The following is a 17,641-nucleotide window of genomic DNA, read 5'->3' on the forward strand; positions in this document are numbered from 1 at the left end:
CAGAGCGAAAGCGTCAGCGTGCGGGATGACAGCGAGTCGGGACGACCACGATTCCCGATTCCCCATTTCCGATTCCCGGCATCACGCATCCTCAGTCACCCGCAGCACTTCCTCGATCGTGGTCTGGCCGGCCATCGCCTTGATGATGCCGTCCTCGTACATTGTGCGCATGCCGGCGCTCTCGCGCGCGATCTGTTCGATCTCGCCCATGCCGGCGTGACGCATCACCGCGCGGCGCAGGTCGTCGTTCATGACCAGGAATTCCATGATCGTGGTGCGGCCGTGGTAGCCGCTCGGCGCCAGCGCCGACGGCTTCGGCCGGTACAGGCAGATCTCGCCCTGCGGCTGATAGCGGCGCAGATTGAATTTCTCGATTTCCTCCGGCGAGGCCGGGTAGCGCTCGGCGTGGGTCGGTTCGAGCTTGCGCACCAGGCGCTGGGCCAGGATGCCGTTGATGGTCGAGGTCAGCAGATAGTCCTCGACGCCCATGTCGAGCAATCGGGTGATGCCGCCGGCGGCGTTGTTGGTGTGCAGGGTGCTGAGCACCAGGTGGCCGGTCAGCGCCGACTGGATCGCGATCTTGCACGTCTCCAGATCGCGCATTTCGCCGATCATGATGATGTCCGGGTCCTGACGCACGATCGAGCGCAGGGCGTGCGAGAAATCCAGGCCGATCTGCGGCTTGGCCTGGATCTGGTTGATGCCCTCGATCTGGTATTCGACCGGGTCCTCGACCGTGATGATCTTGACGTCGCTGGTGTTGAGCTTGCTCAGCGCGGTGTACAGCGTGGTGGTCTTGCCCGAGCCGGTCGGGCCGGTCACCAGCATGATCCCGTGCGGCTGGTCGAGCACCTTCTGGAACTGCGGCAGGAATTCGTCGGTGAAGCCGAGCTTGTAGAAGTCGAACACCACCGTTTCGCGATCGAGCAGACGCATCACCACCGACTCGCCGTGCGCGGTCGGCACCGTGCTCACGCGCAGGTCGAGTTCCTTGCCCTGCACCCGCAGCATGATCCGGCCGTCCTGCGGCAGGCGGCGCTCGGCGATGTTGAGCTTGGCCATGATCTTGATGCGGCTGATCACCGCGGCGGTGAGGTTGGCCGGCGGGCTTTCGCCCTCGGTCAGCACGCCGTCGATGCGGTAGCGCACCTTCAAGCGGTTTTCGAACGGCTCGATGTGGATGTCGGACGCGCGCAGCTCGACCGCGCGCTGGATCACCAGGTTCACCAGCCGGATCACTGGCGCTTCCGAGGCCAGGTCGCGCAGATGCTCGACATCGTCGAGATCGCCCGCGCCCTCGCCCTCGGCGGTTTCCACGATCGCGCCCATCGCGCTGCGGCCCTGGCCGTGCCAGCGCTCGATCAGGTCGCCGATCTCCGAGCGCAGCGCCACGAACGGGCGGACCTCGCGCTGGGTGGCCAGACGCAGCGCGTCGACCTGATAGGCGTCCTGCGGATCGGCCATCAGCACCTCGACGTGGCTTTCGCCTTCGCCGACCGGGCAGATCGCGAACTGCTTCATGAACTTGAGGGTCAGCGTCACGCCCTCGGGCGGCAGCTCGGGCGCGTCCTTGATGCTGACCAGCGGCAGGTCCAGCGCGGCCGCGACGGTCTCGGCGTGGTCGCGCTCGGACACCAGACCCAGCCGCGCCAGCAAGGCCAGCAGGCTGCCCCCGGTTTCCTCCTGCAGCCGTCGCGCCCGCGACAGATCGGGTTCCTTGAGGCGGCCCTTGGCCACCAGCGCATCGACGATGCGTGCGTCCACCGCCAACTGGATGTCGCCGCCGCTCAAGGCGGCGGTATTGGCGGACGGATCGATGGTGCCGGCTACTGCGTTCAAGTCACCCTCCTGCGCGTGAAACTCCCTAGCGCGTGAACCCTGGACTTTAGCAGTTTCGTTCGCGGTCTCTACTACCCGCGGACCCCTGACGAAAACCCGTCGTTGTGATGACGGTCGCAGCTGCCGCGCCGGCACTGGCGGCCCTATTCAGACTCCACCGAGATACGCCTGCGATAGATGTCGTTGATCTGTCCCGTCGGCGTCCATTCGATTTCGGGATGCTGGTAATACAGGTAGTAATGGCCGTTGAGCTTGCTCAGATGCGGATAGGAGATCCAGCAAGTGCCGCTGTTGATGGCCTTGAGCCAGGGATTGAGCGAGGACTTCTCCCAGGCGCCGGGATCGGCGAGCGTCGCTTCGCTGTTGCGCGCCATGCCGATTCCCCAATTGCCTTCGCAGAACGGATGGTTCGCGCCTTCGTAAGCCATGTAATAGATGCCGTCCTCGAACAGCACGCTGCCGGAGCCGAAGTTCTTGTCGTCCCACGACCCGGCCGCCGCTTGCGGCAGCTGGCCGAAGTCGGTGTCGGTGAACACCGCTGCCGGCTGTGGCCATACCGCGCCGGGATTCCACGTAGTCAGGTAACTCAACGACGCCTGATGCCGGCTGGTCAGAAGCGAGAACTCATGTACGTTCACCCATTGCAGATACAACTCGCCCGAGTCGGCGCGCCGGATCAGGTTCGGGGTGCTGGCGCTACCATTGGATTGAGCCGACTTGACCAGCGGCCCGCGCACGTCCCAGCCGTTGAGTCCATCGGCCGAGTGCGCCAGAAGCGAAGATACGCGCTGTTGCGGCCCAGACGCTTCGAACACCATCTGGTAGCCGTCGCTCGTCCGGATCACCGAGGGATCGTAAGCGTTGTCCATCACACCATAGCCGGGCACATTCAACGTCGTCGACGTATCGATCACCGGCTGTGCGCGCACTTCGAAATTCAGGCCCGCGTCCGTCGATGTCCCGACCATGACCTTGTAACGATCGGTGCTCCCGTTGTCGCGGAAATACGCATAGGTGGTTTGAGCATTCACCGGCACGATCGATACGCGCGCCGCGGTTTCGGTGATCCCCGGCGCGGAAGGATTGCCTTGGGCGAAGAAGCCGACGCGCCGATAGCCGTCGCCCGAGGTCTCCACGGCGGTACGGGTCAGGCGAATCGAATCGATCGCCAGGCCGGGGTCGGACCAATCGCCCAAGGTCAAAGCGCCGCCGTCATAGACGAACGAATTCAACGCTTTGTACCAGCCATAGACCGAGCTGCCGATGGCCGAGGATTTCTCGGCCAGCACATTCCCGTTGGACCTGGCGACCATGCCGAAGCTGTGCGTGCCGCCGTCCAGCGAACGTGCGCGCACGTCGACCGTATAGCTCTGGCCGACCACCAGTTGCGATGCCGCGGGTGTCCAATAGGTATAGATGCCGACCGAATCGCGCGACACCGCGCGCGCATCGTCGGCGAGTTCGTCGTCGAACACCGAACCGCCGGCGACCGCTTCGGCCTGCTGGGTGTGGATGCCGGCCAGATGCGCATTGCCGTACCACAGGTGATACAGGCTCAAGGTCTCGTCCTTCGGCTTGGACTGGACCAGGGCGACCCGATCCACCGCCAGCCCCGGCGAGGAATAGTCCGACAGCCGCAGATTCGAACCGGTGTATTCGAAGTCCGCGGCGCGTACCCAGCGGTAATTCGAATCGCCGATCTCCGTCGCCTTCACCGCAACGGTCTTGCCGTTGACTACGACGTGCTGGGTGAACGTGGTCGCCGCGCCCAACGCCCGCGCCCGCACATAAACCGAGTAATTACCGTGCGGCGGAGACACCGAATGCACATACCAGGTGTAAGGCCCGGCCGTCTGCCTGACGATCGCCTGCCCGGTACTGGCGCCGGAATCGGCGACCAGGTTTCCGCCCGCGATGTCGGCGCCGGCGGCGGAGACGATCGGCTCGATGATGAGCTTGTCCACCTGCAGCGACGGGCTCGACCAGTCCGCCAACAGCAGCGTCTGGCCATTGGCGAAATCGAAGAAACCCAATCGGTACCAGCGATAGGCGCTATGGTCGACGGTCGCCGACAAGGTGTCGACCAATTGCCCATCGATCTTGACGCTCTCGGAGAACGAACGCGCCTGACCGTCCAGTGAGCGAGCACGCACATAAATCGCGTAACGCCCGTGACTGAGCTCCGCGGTATCGAGCGTCCACCAGGTATAGATGCCGGCATCGGCGCGGGTGACCGCTTGCGCGTTGCTGGCGTCCTCATCGGCGACCACCTGGCCGCCCGAGACGACTTCGGCCTCCTTCGCCCACTGGCTTGCCGCCAGCGACTGCAGCGGCATCAGCAGCGTCAGCACCATCAACCAGATGCAGTTGGAATGTTTCATCGTCGAAGTCCATATCAAGAAGGCGGGCATAGTATGCGGCCGCCGATTCTCAATTCCTGCGTCGGTCGACGACCGACGCTGCACGCGACGAAGTCACCACGCCCCGAAGGGCGCGATGATTCAGTCCGTCCGATCCCGCGAACGAATCAGCCCACCCACACCCGCGCATTGCGGAACATGCGCAGCCACGGCGAGTCGCCGGCCCAGTCCTTCGGCGACCAGCTGAAATTGGCGCTGCGCAGGGTGCGTTCGGGGTGCGGCATCAGCAAGGTCGCGCGGCCGTCGCGGCTGGTCAGGCCGGCGATGCCGTCGGGCGAGCCGTTCGGGTTGAGCGGGTACTGCTCGGCCACCCGGCCTTCGCCGTCGATATAGCGCAGCGCGATGTCGGCGGCGCCGCGGTCGAGGTTGTTGGCGAAGCTGGCGCGGCCTTCGCCATGGGCGACCGCGACCGGAATGCGCGAACCGGCCATGCCGCGCAGGAACAGCGACGGCGATTCGACCACTTCCAGCAGGCCCAGGCGCGCTTCGAACTGCTCGCTGCGATTGCGCAGGAACACCGGCCAATGCTCGGCGCCCGGCACGATCGGCTTGAGCTGGGCGAGCATCTGGCAGCCGTTGCACACGCCCAACGAGAAGCTGTCTTCGCGGGCGAAGAACGCGGCGAAGGCATCGCGCAGCGCGCTGCGCTCGAGAATGCTGGTGGCCCAGCCGCGACCGGCGCCGAGCACGTCGCCGTAGCTGAAACCGCCGCAGGCGGCGAAGCCCTTGAAGTCCTGCAGCGCGAAGCGGCCGCTGATCAGGTCGCTCATGTGCACGTCGAAGGCTTCGAAGCCGGCGCGGTCGAACGCGGCGGCCATTTCGATCTGGCCGTTGACGCCCTGCTCGCGCAGGATCGCGACCTTCGGCCGCGCGCCGGTGTTGATGAACGGCGCGGCGATGTCGTCGTTCGGGTCGAAGTTCAACTTCGGCTTCAGGCCCGGCGCGGCGAAATCGCGCGCGATCGCGCGCTCCTCGTCGGCGCAGTCGGGGTTGTCGCGCAGCTTCTGCAAGGCATGGCTGGTCGACCACCACGCGTCGAACAATTCGTCCCAGCGCCATTCCATCAGCACCTTGCCGTCGTCCTTGACCCGGATCGACGGCGCCGTGGTCGGCTTGGCGATGCGCTGCGCGCAGTCGATCAGACCATGGCGCGAAATCAGGTCGGCGAATTCGGCGCGGTCGTCGTTGTGGATCTGCACGATCGCGCCGAGTTCTTCGTTGAACAAGGTGCGGAACGGGTCCTCGCCCCAGCCGTCGAGGCTGATGTCCAGGCCCAGGCGCGAGCAGAACGCCATTTCTGCCAGGGTCGCGAACGCGCCGCCGTCGCTGCGGTCGTGATAGGCCAGCAGCAGGCCGGCTTCGCGCGCGTCGCGGATGAGTTCGAAGAAATCGCGCAGACGCTGCGGGCTGTTGAGATCGGGCACGCCGCTTTCATGCCGCGCGCCGTCGCCGGTCTGGCCGGCGAATGCGGGCAGGCCGCTGTGCGAATGCTTCGAGACCGCCTGCGGATGCACCTGCGCCAGCACCGAACCACCCAAACGCTGCTTGCCCGCGCCCAAGCCGATCAGCCACAACTCGGTATCGCCTTCGCGCGACAACAGCGGGGTGAGTTGCTGACGCACATCGACCACCGGCGCGAACGCGCTGACGATCAGCGAAACCGGCGATACGGACTTATGCGCGACCGGCGACGATCCGCCTTCGCGATTCCCAATTCCCGATTCCCGATTCCCAGCCCACTGCGCCTGCATCGACAGCGAATCCTTGCCGACCGGGATGCTCAGTTCGAGTTCCGGGCACAGCTCCAGGCCGACCGCCTTGACCGCGTCGAACAGCAGCGCGTCTTCGCCCGGATGCGAGGCCGCCGCCATCCAGTTCGCCGACAGCTTGATCCGGTTGAGCGATTCGACCGGCGCGGCGCACAGGTTGGTGATCGCTTCGCCGACCGCCATGCGCGCGGCCGCGGCCGCGTCCAGCAGCGCCAGCGGGGTGCGTTCGCCGACCGCCATCGCTTCGCCGACGAAGCCGTCGAAGTCGCTCAAGGTGATCGCGCAATCGGCCATCGGCAACTGCCACGGGCCGATCATCTGATCGCGCGCGACCAGGCCGCCGACGGTGCGATCGCCGATGGTGATGAGGAAGTTCTTCGCCGCGACGGTCGGGTGCGCGAGCACGCGCAGGCCGGCTTCGCGCAGATCCAGCCCGTCCCAGTCCAGCGCCGGCCACGGCGCGGCCGCGGGATGGCGGGTGTCGCGGTGCATCTTCGGCGGTTTGCCGAACAGCACGTCCATCGGGAAATCGATGGGCCAGTCCTGAGCTTGAGCCCCTCTCTCGCTTGCGGGAGAGGGGTTGGGGTGAGGGTTCGTCGGCGACGTCGTGCCCTCATCCGCCCTTCGGGCACCTTCTCCCGTAGGCGGGAGAAGGGAATGCTCGGAGCCGTACACGCTTTCGATCGTCGCGCCATAACCGACCACGAGGCGTTCTTCCGCCGTCGCGTAACCGACCACCGCGAACGGGCAACGCTCGCGCTCGCAGATCGCGGCGAAATCGGCCACGCGATCGGCCGGCAAACCCAGCACGTAGCGTTCCTGCGATTCGTTGCACCACAGCTGCATCGGCGACAAGGAGGGATCGTCGCTGGGCACTTTCGCCAGATCGATCACGCCGCCGAGGCCCGAGTCGTGCAGCAGTTCGGGAATCGCGTTGGACAGACCGCCGGCGCCGACGTCGTGGGCACTGTCGATCGGGTTGTTTTCGCCGAGCGCGACGCAGCGGTCGATCACTTCCTGGCAGCGGCGTTCCATCTCCGGGTTGTCGCGCTGCACGCTGGCGAAATCCAGGTCCTCGGCGCTGTCGCCGGAGGCGACCGAACTGGCCGCGCCGCCGCCCAGGCCGATCAGCATCGCCGGGCCGCCGAGCACGATCACCGCATGGCCGGGTTTCAGGCCCAGCTTGGCCACCTGCACGCGATCGATCGCGCCCAGACCGCCGGCGAGCATGATCGGCTTGTCGTAGGCGCGGGTCAGCGTGCCGTTGGCGGTTTCGCCTTCGGACAATTCGAAGCTGCGGAAATAACCGACCAGGTTCGGCCGGCCGAATTCGTTGTTGAACGCGGCCGCGCCGATCGGGCCGTCGAGCATGATCTCCAGCGCCGGCGCCATGCGCGGATTGAGCGAACGTTCGCTTTCCCACGGCTGCGGCAAGGTCGGGATGCGCAGGTGCGACACGCTGAAACCGCACAGACCGGCCTTGGGCCGTCCGCCGCGGCCGGTCGCGCCTTCGTCGCGGATTTCGCCGCCGTTGCCGGTGCTGGCGCCGGGGAACGGCGCGATCGCGGTCGGGTGGTTATGGGTTTCGACCTTGATGCAGAACGCCGACGGGATCTGCGCCTCGGCGCTGTAGGCCTGGCTGCCCGGCTGCGGCCGGAACCGGCGCGCCGGATAACCCTCGACCACCGCGGCGTTGTCGCTGTACGCCGACAAGGTGTTTTCCGGGGTCTGCGCGTGGGTGTGCTTGATCATCTTGAACAGCGAGTACTGCTGTTCGCGACCGTCGAGCGTCCACGAGGCATTGAAGATCTTGTGCCGGCAATGCTCGGAATTGGCCTGCGCGAACATCATCAGTTCGACGTCGGACGGCATCCGGCCCAGCGCGGTGTAGCGTTCGCGCAGGTAGCCGATTTCGTCGTCGGCCAGGGCCAGGCCCAGGCGCGAATTGGCCGATTCCAGCTCGTCCAGGGCGATGCGTTCGAGCTCGCCGCGCGCCGGCACCGAGAACAGCGCGGCCGCGTCGTCGCTCGTGTCGAGCAGCGACTGGGTCATCGGGTCGTGCAGGACCTTGGCCAGCGCGCCCTGGGTGGCGGCATCGCTCGGCCAGCCGCTCAGGTCGTAGCGGGTGCCGCGTTCGACCCGCTTGACCGGCTGGCCGGCGCCGCGCAGCAGCTCGGTGGCCTTGCTGGCCCAGGGCGAGAGCGTGCCCAGGCGCGGGGTTACGTAACGCGAAATGGATTCGCTTTCGCGCACCGCTTCGGTTGGCTCGGCCTGCAGGATGCGGCGCAGGGTCGCGTCGTCGGGCGAGGCGCCGGCTTCGGGTTCGACCCAGTACACGGGCCAGGCGTCTAACAGGCGGACGCTGGAATGAAGGGCGGACAGGCGAGCTTGGAGACGCTCGCGGCGGAACGAAGACAGGGCCGAGGGGCCCTCGAGGACGATCATGTCCGGGGAACCGTGCAACGCAGGGCCCGGTATTGTAACCAAAACCAGGGCCGGGCTTCGGACCGCGAGCCCGGCCGCTGCCACGACGGCGTCGCGGACCGCCGGGCGGGCCGATCAGGCGCCCTGCCCACGCCGGCCGGCCGCGGGCCTCAACCAGCGGAGCCGAACACCCGCTCGCGCGCCTGGACGATCGAGGCCGGGGTGAAACCCCAGAACTTCTTCGCCTTCGCCCTGGCCACGAACTCGGCGAAGTCCGCTTCCCGACCTTGCGCCTTGAACGCGAGCGCGGCGGTGGCGGCCGGAAAGGCGTAGTCGGCCGGATAGCGCAGGATGTCGTCGGGCAACCGCGGCGACAGCGCCAGGAAATCGGCGATCCGGCGCAGGTGGAAGGCCTTGAGCTTGTCCACCAGCGTGGCGCAGGTCGCCTGCAGGTCCATCGCCGGGTACAGCCGCACGGTGCCGCCGACCTCGTCGCCGAACTGCTTGCCGTCTTCCGACAGCGAACTGATCAGCAGCAGGTCCTGCGACAGGACGATGTTCAGCGGCGACAGGTCCAGCGCCCTGAGCGCGCGACAGGTGGCGCCGTCGAACACCCGGGCCAGCAGATACACGCCGTCGGCGCGGGCGAGATGGACGAAGCTCAGCTCGGCGACGGCCTCGCCCTGCGCCGACACCCGCAGCTTGCGCTTGCCGGCCTTGAACGCCAGGCCTTCGAACGACAACTCCTGCAACGCTGCTTGCAGGGTCTGATCGAATCGGTTTCTGAGGTCCGTGCTCACTTCGAACTCCCGGCGCGAGGCCGCTCGCGTCACTCGTTGCTGCGAGTTCCGATGCGTGCGCCGAATGTCGCTCACACCCGCCCGCGAAAACGAACAGGCCGCGCAATGCGCGGCCTGTTCGCGGTACGAACCGGATCGCTCCGGCTTACAGCAGCGGCTCGGCTTACAGCCCGCCCACCGGAGCGGCCACCGCCGCGGTCGGCTTGGCCGCGCCGGCCGGCTTCTTCGACTCGGCCGCCAGCTTGTCCAGCGCCTCGCGCAGCTGCGCCGGCGGGACGTAACCGCCGAGCTGCACGCCGTCGGCGGTCAGGATCATCGGGGTGCCGGTCAGGCCGGCGCGCTGGCCGACGTTGTACTGCTGGGTGACGGTGTTCTTGCAGTCCTTGCTGGCGACCGAGCCGTGATCGCTCTTGGCGTCGGTCAGCGCCTTGCGGCGGTCCGCGGCGCACCACACCGAGACCATCTTCTTGTAGTCGTCGCTGCCGATGCCCATGCGCGGGAACGCCAGGTATTCGATCGCGATGCCCTGACGGTTGTATTCGGCGATCTCGCTGTGCAGCTTGCGGCAGTAGCCGCATTCCACGTCGGTGAACACGGTGACGGTGTGCTTGGGATTGGCCGGCGCGAACACGATGCGCTCGCTCGCCGGAATGGTCTTGACCAGATCCTTGCGCATCGCCGCCAAGCTGTCTTCGCTGAGGTTCTTCTTGACCTGGGTGTCGAACAGCGCGCCGCCGGAACCGGGCAGGAACAGGTAACGGCCGTCGTCGCTGACGTACACCACCTGGCCCTGGGCCAGCGCTTCGCGGAAGCCCGGCATCGGCGCCGGGCCGACCTTGTCGATGGTGACGTTGGGGTTGAGGGTGCGGATGGCGTCGACCGCGCGCGCGTCGGCGCTGCCGGCCTCGACCTTCGGCGCGGCGCCCTTCGACGCTTCCGCGGCGGGCTTGGCCGGATCGGTCTTGGCGGCCGCGGCGGCACCCTGCGGCGCCTGCGCGCAGGCAGACAGGCTGATCGCGCCGATCAGGGCAAATAGGATGCGCTTCATCAATCGATTCCTTGGCGTTCTGGGGTCGGGGCTTGGACCCCCCGACGGGGAATAGGTTCGACCGATTGTGGCACGGGCGGGGGCGGGATCGTGGTTCCGCGATGGGTATCACGTGGCCAAGGGGCGATGGGGGTCGCGGTTTGGGTCGCACCGGGCATCGGAAGCGTGCGTGTAGGCGTGCTGGCGCCACGCAGGATCGCGATTGCGGCGGAATGGGCTGGGTGCCCGGTGCCGGGTGCAGGAGCTGTTCGAACTACGTTTGCGACCTCAGGCCGGCGACGCCAGTGTGTTGACGCGGTCGCGGCTCGCGCCGCTCCTACAGGGGCTGCGGCGCTGATTCGGCCGCTCGTTACGCACTCCCTCCTCGGATCGAGTGCGGGGCGCACCTGCAAACCGCGATGAAACCCGGATCCACCCTGTAGGAGCGGCGCGAGCCGCGACCGCGACATGCGGGTTACGACGCAACCGCCATGTCGCGGTCGCGGCTGTGCCGCTCTGAGATGGCCGCGGTTATCGGCTTTACGGGCTGTCCTGAGCGGCAGCCAGCGACATGATTTCTTCGCGGTGCTCGCGAGTCCGATCCTTGCGAATCCGGCCCGGCGCAGTGCGCCGGGCGTTCAAGCAGGCACGCGGCAGTGGCGAAACTTCGTTGTAAAACCTGCGAACTGGTCCTTGCGAACCCGGCCCGGCGCAGTGCGCCGGGCGTTCAAGCAGGCACGCGGCAGTGGCGAAACTTCGTTGTAAAACCTGCGAACTGGTCCTTGCGAATCCGGCCCGGCGCAGTGCGCCGGGCGTTCAAGCAGGCACGCGGCAGTGGCGAAACTTCGTTGTAAAACCTGCGAACTGGTCCTTGCGAATCCGGCCCGGCGCAGTGCGCCGGGCGTTCAAGCAGGCACGCGGCAGTGCCGCGTTAGCGCCTGCTTTCACCCACGCGGATGATGCCGCGCGTGCAGCTTTTTCAAGTGTTCGCGCGCGACCAAGGTGTAGATCTGGGTAGTCGACAGAGAACTGTGCCCCAGCAGCATCTGCAGCGCGCGCAGGTCGGCGCCGTGGTTGAGCAGGTGGGTGGCGAAGCTGTGGCGCAGGCCGTGCGGGCTGATCTTGGCCGGGTCGATTCCGGCCAGCACCGCGTAACGCTTGACCAGATGCCAGAAGGCCTGCCGGGTCGGGGCTTCGCCGCTGGCTTCGATGAACAACGGCGCGCGCGCGCGCTTGCCGGCCAGTTGCGGCCGCGATTGGGCGAGGTAGCGCTCCAGCCAGTGCTGGGCCTCCTCGCCCAGCGGCACCAGCCGCTCCTTGCTGCCCTTGCCCATCACCCGCAGCACGCCCTGACGCAGGTTGAGCGCGGTCGCCGGCAGGTTGACCAGCTCGCTCACGCGCAGGCCGGCGGCGTACATCAACTCGAGCATGGCGCGGTCGCGCAGGCCCAGCGGCGTGTCCAGGTCGGGCGTGTTCAACAGCGCGTCGATCTGGCTTTCGGCCAGCGCCTTGGGCAGCGAGCGCGGCAGTTTCGGCGGCGCCAGCAATGCGGTGGGATCGTCCTGGCGCTGGCCGCGCCGCACCCGGAAGGCATAGAACGCGCGCAAGGCCGACAGCAGGCGGGCGTTGCTGCGCGGCGAATAGCCTTCGCGGGCGCGCCAGGCCAGATAGTCGTACAGCGCGGTGCGATCGGCGTCGGCCAGGCCGGCGCCGTCGCGCCAGCGCGCCAGGCCCTCCAGGTCGCGGCGGTAGCTGTCCAGGGTCTGCTGCGCGAGTCCGTTCTCGGCCCAGATCGTGTCGAGGAACGCAGTGATGGCGATGGCGTCGGCGTCGTCCAGCGGCGGCAGCGACATGGCCTGGACGCGGCGTTCGGCGGGGGTGGTGGAACTCATGCCGGCATGATCGGCCCGCGACCGCGGAATGGCAAAGACGCTAGGCGCGAGAAAGCCGCGGGCGAACGCCGCGACGACGAGTGCAACGCCCATGCCGCAAGCCCGCGCGGGTGGTTCCCGACCCGACCTCGCTTATCCTGACGCGATGACTTCGCCCGACCCGACCGCCCCCGACACCGCGCCCGCCCGCCCCGCCGCCCTGATCGGCTGGCGGCTGCTGTCGATGTTCTACGACTTCTGGCCGGTGCTGGCCTTGTGGATGCTGGCCGGCGCTGCGTTCGTGCTGGCGTTCACCCTGGCCGGGCACGACACCCACGAAAACATCCGTCCCTACACGCTGTGGTGGTCGCTGCAGTGGACGGTGTGCTGGCTGCTCGCGGGCGCCTATACGACGGTGAGCTGGCGCCGCGGCGGCCAGACCCTGGGCATGCGGCCGTGGCGCCTGAAGGTGACCGGCGCGGGCGATCAGGCCCCCGGCTGGAAAGCGCTGTGGTTGCGCTACGCCGTCGGCACCGTGTCGCTGGCCGCGGCGGGATTGGGCTTCTGGTGGGCCTGGTTCGACCGCGACCACCTGACCTGGCACGACCGCGCGAGCGGGACCCGCACGGTCCGCTTGCCCAAGCGCAAAAAGTAAGCGTGTCGCCAGCGGCGGCATAAACCGCGAGACCCGGGCCGGTGGAGCTTTCAGCCCCGGCTCGTCGCAATCGCCGCGCGCGTTCTTGCGGCGGTCCCGCCTCGACCGCGAGGGCCGAAAACCACACTCACAGTTCGCGGCTGACGCCCCGTTCCGACCGCTCTCGCTAACCCGATCTTCGTCTGAACAACAGCGCCGACACCACCAGCATCACCACCGTCGGCGCCAGATAGGCCAGGCGGAAGTCGAAGCGGAACACCTTGGCCAGCTCGACGAACTGGGTCTGCAGCAGCCAGAACACCAGCGCGAACACGATGCCGATGAACAAGCGCTTGCCCATGCCGCCGCTGCGCAGGCTGCCGAACGCGAACGGTACCGCCGCCAGGCACAGCGCCAGCACATTCAGCGGATAGAACCAGCGGCCCCAGTAGTGCGCCTCGAATTCGCCGGCATCGAGCTGATTGCGCTGACGGTCCTCGATCGCCTTGTGCAGCGCCTTGGCGGTCAGATAACGCGGCCGGTTGGTGCCGCTCATCAAGGCCGAGCTGTCGAGCTTGGACTCCCAGCGCTCCTCGGGAATCTGCACCTTCTCGGCCGACTTGGCATGGAAGGTGGTGCGGGTGACGTTGCGCAGCAGCCAGCCGCCCGGACGGTGCTCGGCGATGCCGGCGACCGCGATCGAGACCAGACGGCCGTCGGTACCGAACTGGTACAGGCTGACGTCGCGCAGCTCCAGCCAGCGGTCGTTGCCGGCGCTGCGTTCCTGGCCCTGGCTCGCGCTGAGGATCACGTCGCCCTCGCGCGCCCACAGCCCGGAGTACTCGGCCACAACTTGGTTGTTGGACTTGGCCGCGGCCTTGAGCGATTCGGCGCGGCGCTGCCCTTCGGGCGCGACGGTCTCGCCGTTGATCACCATCAGCACGGTCAGGATCGCCAGCGAACCGGCCACCGCGATGCTCAGGCGCCGCCGCGACAGGCCGATCGCGCGCAGCACAGTCAGTTCGGAGGTCGACGCCAACTGCCCCAGCGCCATCAGCGAACCGACCACCGAGGCGTAGGGGAACAACGCATAGGCGCGGCGCGGCACGGTCAGCAGCATGTAGGCCAATGCCTGGACCACGCCGTAGCGACCCTTGCCGACATCGCCGAACTCGTTGACGAAGCTGAGCATGAAATCCAGGCCCAGCAGCACCGCCCAGGTCAGCAGCACCGTGCTGAGCACGACCTTGGCGACATAGACGTCGTGGATCTTCGGAAACGGCTTCATACGATCGCCCTGCGCCGGCCGACCCGGCCGTCACGGAAATACATCCAGGACGTCACCGCCAGCATCGGCAAGGTCAGCCACCACAGGCCCAGCGCGGCCGGGGTCTTGCCGTCCTCGATCCAGCCGGTGCCCATCATCATGAAATTGTTGCCGATCAGATAAGCCAGAAAGCCGATCAGCATGGTCCCGTAACGGGCTTGGCGCGGCGTGCTGCGCGCCAGCGGCACCGCCAGCAGCGCGAACGCCAGCGCCAGCAGCGGCGGCGCGATCCGGTAATGCAGCTGGGCCGCGGCCTCGCGGCGCGGATCGCCGATCAGCTGGACGGTGTTGAGCATTTCCGGCGATTTGGGGTCGTAGCGGTTCTCGCTGGCCGGCAGCAGCACGTCGTTGCTGACATAGCGCATCAGGCGGAAGTTCAGGCTGCCGTCGACCGGGCCTTCGACCTCGAAACCGTCGTCGAGGGTCAGGTAGCGGTCGCCGTTGGCGTCCACGGTCAGGCGGCCGCTCTTGGACGTGGTCACGTCCTGGCGGCCGGGCTTGTGGCGGTAGATGAAGATGCGCTCGAATCGGGTGCCGTCGTCGGACATCGCGCCCACGTAGATCACGCCGTTGTCGCCCGGCAGGCCGGTGAAGGCGCCCGGCTCCAGGCCGGCCACGACCAGGCTGCGATTGGCCTCGTTGATCATCTGCCGCGAGGCCCGGTCGGCCCAGGGCCCCAGCCACAGCGAGCAGGCGCCGACCAGCAGGATGATCGGCCCGGCCACCAGCAGCAGCGGCTTGAGCAGCCGGCGCGGGCCCACGCCGATCGACGAGATCACCGGCATTTCCGAATCGCGATAGAGCCGGCCGATACCGAGCATCAGCCCCAGCATCAGCGCCAGCGGCAGGATCAGCGGCAGCCACTTGATCAGCACCAGGCCCAGCTGGATCAGCATCATCCCGGCCGGGACCTTGCCCTTGGCGATGTCCTCGAGCACGTCGGTGAAGGCGCCGCCGACGCTTACGATCAGCAGCACCACCAGGGTGGCGAAGATCGCCTGGGCGAATTCGCCGGAGAGGTATCGGTCAAGCTTGAGCATCGGGTAGGAAGGCGCGCTTCGGGTTGGGCTTCGGCATCGGGCGGGCTTGCTTTAAACTCGGGAGTTCGTTCGACGGCCGGCCGGACCGCGATCGCCCCGGGTTGGGGTTGCGCGGCACAGGCCCCAGATTTACCGCTGGTGCCAGCGTTACCACTGCGGGTGCATCGCTGGCGCCAGAGTCACCTCTGACGCGATCACCGGTGCGATATGGGCGATGCGGGTTCCGCGGCTTCCGCCCCGGTTCACCGCATCGCGCAAAGCCGATCGATTGTACGTACACAACCTCTTATCTGCTCGGGAATCTGTTGGATGACCCTCGAATTCGACCTGAACCGCGACGCGTCCGCCGCCGCTCAAACCGACTGCGTCGTGGTAGGCGCCTTTGCCGACAAGACCCTGACGGCTACCGCGCGAACGCTGGATGAAGCCAGCGGCGGACGCCTGACCGCGCTGCTGGAGCGCGGCGACATCAGCGGCAAGACCGGCAAGACCTCGCTGCTGCACGACCTGCCCGGCGTGGCCTCGCCGCGCGTGCTGGTGGTCGGCCTGGGCGAGGCCGGCAAGTTCGGCGTCGCCCAGTACCTCAAGGCGGTCGGCGACGCCGCCCGCGCGCTCAAGGCCGGTCCGGTCGCGCACGCGATCTTCACCATCAGCGAAGAGCCGGTCGCCGGCCGCGATGCCGCCTGGGCGATCCGTCAGGCCGCGATCGCCGCCGATCACGCCTGCTACCGCTACACCGCCACCCTGGGCAAGAAGAAGGACGAGCCCGGTCTGCGCACGCTGTCGATCAGCGGCTCGGACGCGACCGCGCTGGCCCAGGGCCAGGCGATCGCCGCCGGTGTGCAGTTCGCGCGCGAACTGGGCAACCTGCCGCCGAACGTGTGCAACCCGGCCTATCTGGCCCAGCAGGCGCAGGAGTTCGCCGCCCGCTTCGACAGCACCGACTGCGAAGTGCTCGATCGCGAGCAGATGCAGGAACTGGGCATGGGCTCGCTGCTCGCGGTCGCGCGCGGCTCGGCCAATCCGCCCAAGCTGATCGTGCTCAAGTACAGCAACGGCGGCGACGCCAAGCCCTACGTGATGGTCGGCAAGGGCATCACCTTCGACACCGGCGGCATCAACCTGAAGGTCCAGGGCGGCATCGAGGAAATGAAGTTCGACATGTGCGGCGCCGCCAGCGTGATGGGCGCGTTCGTGTCGGCGGTCGGCATGCAATTGCCGATCAACCTGGTGGTGATCGTGCCGGCGGTGGAGAACATGCCCGACGCCGACGCCTACCGCCCCTCCGACGTGCTCACCAGCATGTCCGGCAAGACCATCGAAGTCGGCAACACCGATGCCGAGGGCCGCCTGATCCTGTGCGACGCGCTGACCTACGCGCAACGGTTCGAACCGCAGGCGCTGCTCGACGTGGCGACCCTGACCGGCGCCTGCGTGGTCGCGCTGGGCAAGTTCGCCACCGGCCTGATGAGCAAGGACGACGACCTGTCGGCCGAACTGCTCAGCGCCGGCGAGGAAGTGTTCGACCGCGCCTGGCGCCTGCCGCTGTGGGACGAATACCAGACCCAGCTCGAATCGGCCTTCGCCGACGTCTACAACATCGGCGGCCGCTGGGCCGGCGCGATCACCGCCGGCTGCTTCCTGGCGCGCTTCACCGAAGGCCAGCGCTGGGCGCATCTGGACATCGCCGGCGTATCCAACGAAGAAGGCAAGCGCGGCCTGGCGACCGGCCGGCCGGTGGGCTTGCTGTCGCAGTGGTTGCTGGAAAGAACCGGGAATTGAGAATCGGGAATCGGGAATCGGTAGAGCGCTTGCGTCGCGACCGGCTCCCAAGAGCCGGGAATCGGGAGTCGGCAGTGCGCCTACCCGGCGACCGGTTTCCGTCTCACGCTTCCCGCTTCCCGTCTCCCGCTTTTCGCTTCGACCGATTCCCTATTCCCCATTCCCGATTCCCGGCCGCCCCTCATGCCCCGCGCTGACTTCTACCTGATCCAATCGCCGCGCTTCAAACAAGAACCGCTTCGGTTGGTCTGCGAGCTGACGCGCAAGGCGCACGACGCCGGGCTGTCGACGCTGATCCTGGCGCGCAGCGCCGAGCAGGCCGAACAGCTCGACGACATGCTGTGGGACATGGGCGAGGACGCCTACATCCCGCACCAGATCGCCGGCATGGACGAGGACGAGGACGAAGCCGACGTGCTGATCGCCACGCCCGACTCGCAAGCCGCATTGCGCGCCCTGGTCATCAACCTGCGCGATGCCGCGGTCGCCGACGGCTTCGAGCGCGTGCTCGAAGTGGTCCCCGCCGACGACTCCGCGCGCGGCCCGCTGCGCGAGCGCTGGAAGCAGTACCAGGCGCGCGGGTTGGCTTTGAATAAGCACGATATGTGAGGGCCGGGAATCGGGAATGGGGAATCGGGAGTCGTAAAAGCCTTCCGCCCATTCTTCGCCCGCCCCATCTGATCGCTGCCGCTGTTGCTTTCTCGATTC

General features: G+C 67.4%; 11 protein-coding genes. 3 read left to right on the top strand and 8 right to left on the bottom strand.

Going from position 1 to position 17,641, the window contains the following annotated elements; all coding sequences use genetic code 11:
- Positions 1-81 precede the first annotated feature (81 nt).
- The 6 genes from gspE to xerD form a co-directional block, all read right to left on the bottom strand.
- Entirely contained in the window at positions 82-1,839 is a 1,758-nt protein-coding gene (gene gspE, locus IEQ11_RS19905) for a type II secretion system ATPase GspE (protein WP_425479551.1), read from the bottom strand.
- A 143-nt stretch (positions 1,840-1,982) separates the two neighbouring features.
- Positions 1,983-4,220: a glycoside hydrolase family protein gene (locus IEQ11_RS19910; protein ID WP_191822086.1), complete on the bottom strand. Its 2,238-nt coding sequence runs from the start codon at positions 4,218-4,220 to the stop codon at positions 1,983-1,985.
- Between the two features lie 146 nt (positions 4,221-4,366).
- Complete coding sequence (purL, locus tag IEQ11_RS19915) at positions 4,367-8,473, bottom strand: phosphoribosylformylglycinamidine synthase (protein WP_191822087.1); 4,107 nt, start codon at positions 8,471-8,473, stop codon at positions 4,367-4,369.
- Positions 8,474-8,622: 149 nt separating this feature from the next.
- Positions 8,623-9,252 carry a hypothetical protein gene (locus IEQ11_RS19920; RefSeq protein ID WP_191822088.1) on the bottom strand — a complete coding sequence of 210 codons (630 nt, stop codon included), beginning with the start codon at positions 9,250-9,252 and terminating at the stop codon, positions 8,623-8,625.
- 163 nt (positions 9,253-9,415) lie between these two features.
- Positions 9,416-10,303 carry a DsbC family protein gene (locus IEQ11_RS19925; protein WP_096415665.1) on the bottom strand — a complete coding sequence of 296 codons (888 nt, stop codon included), beginning with the start codon at positions 10,301-10,303 and terminating at the stop codon, positions 9,416-9,418.
- A gap of 920 nt (positions 10,304-11,223) precedes the next feature.
- Complete coding sequence (gene xerD, locus IEQ11_RS19930) at positions 11,224-12,171, bottom strand: site-specific tyrosine recombinase XerD (protein WP_036104744.1); 948 nt, start codon at positions 12,169-12,171, stop codon at positions 11,224-11,226.
- Positions 12,172-12,316: 145 nt separating this feature from the next.
- Here xerD and IEQ11_RS19935 point away from each other — a divergent pair, with 145 nt between their 5' ends.
- Entirely contained in the window at positions 12,317-12,805 is a 489-nt protein-coding gene (locus IEQ11_RS19935; RefSeq protein WP_191823426.1) for an RDD family protein, read from the top strand.
- Positions 12,806-12,971: 166 nt separating this feature from the next.
- Here the strand turns inward: IEQ11_RS19935 and lptG are convergent, their stop codons facing one another.
- Both lptG and lptF read right to left on the bottom strand, forming a co-directional pair.
- Positions 12,972-14,072 carry an LPS export ABC transporter permease LptG gene (gene lptG, locus IEQ11_RS19940; RefSeq protein WP_036104749.1) on the bottom strand — a complete coding sequence of 367 codons (1,101 nt, stop codon included), beginning with the start codon at positions 14,070-14,072 and terminating at the stop codon, positions 12,972-12,974.
- Positions 14,069-15,151 (bottom strand): LPS export ABC transporter permease LptF, encoded by a 1,083-nt coding sequence (lptF, locus tag IEQ11_RS19945; RefSeq protein ID WP_036104751.1) that lies wholly within the window; start codon positions 15,149-15,151, stop codon positions 14,069-14,071. Before lptF ends, lptG begins: the two co-directional genes overlap by 4 nt.
- Positions 15,152-15,460: 309 nt before the next feature.
- Here lptF and IEQ11_RS19950 point away from each other — a divergent pair, with 309 nt between their 5' ends.
- A complete protein-coding gene (locus IEQ11_RS19950) occupies positions 15,461-16,933 on the top strand; it encodes a leucyl aminopeptidase (RefSeq protein WP_046657834.1) in 1,473 nt (490 codons plus the stop codon).
- A gap of 183 nt (positions 16,934-17,116) precedes the next feature.
- Positions 17,117-17,542 (top strand): DNA polymerase III subunit chi, encoded by a 426-nt coding sequence (locus IEQ11_RS19955; RefSeq protein WP_057922486.1) that lies wholly within the window; start codon positions 17,117-17,119, stop codon positions 17,540-17,542.
- Positions 17,543-17,641: the final 99 nt, after the last annotated feature.

This window comes from Lysobacter capsici, assembly GCF_014779555.2.
Classification (GTDB): Bacteria; Pseudomonadota; Gammaproteobacteria; order Xanthomonadales; family Xanthomonadaceae; genus Lysobacter; species Lysobacter capsici.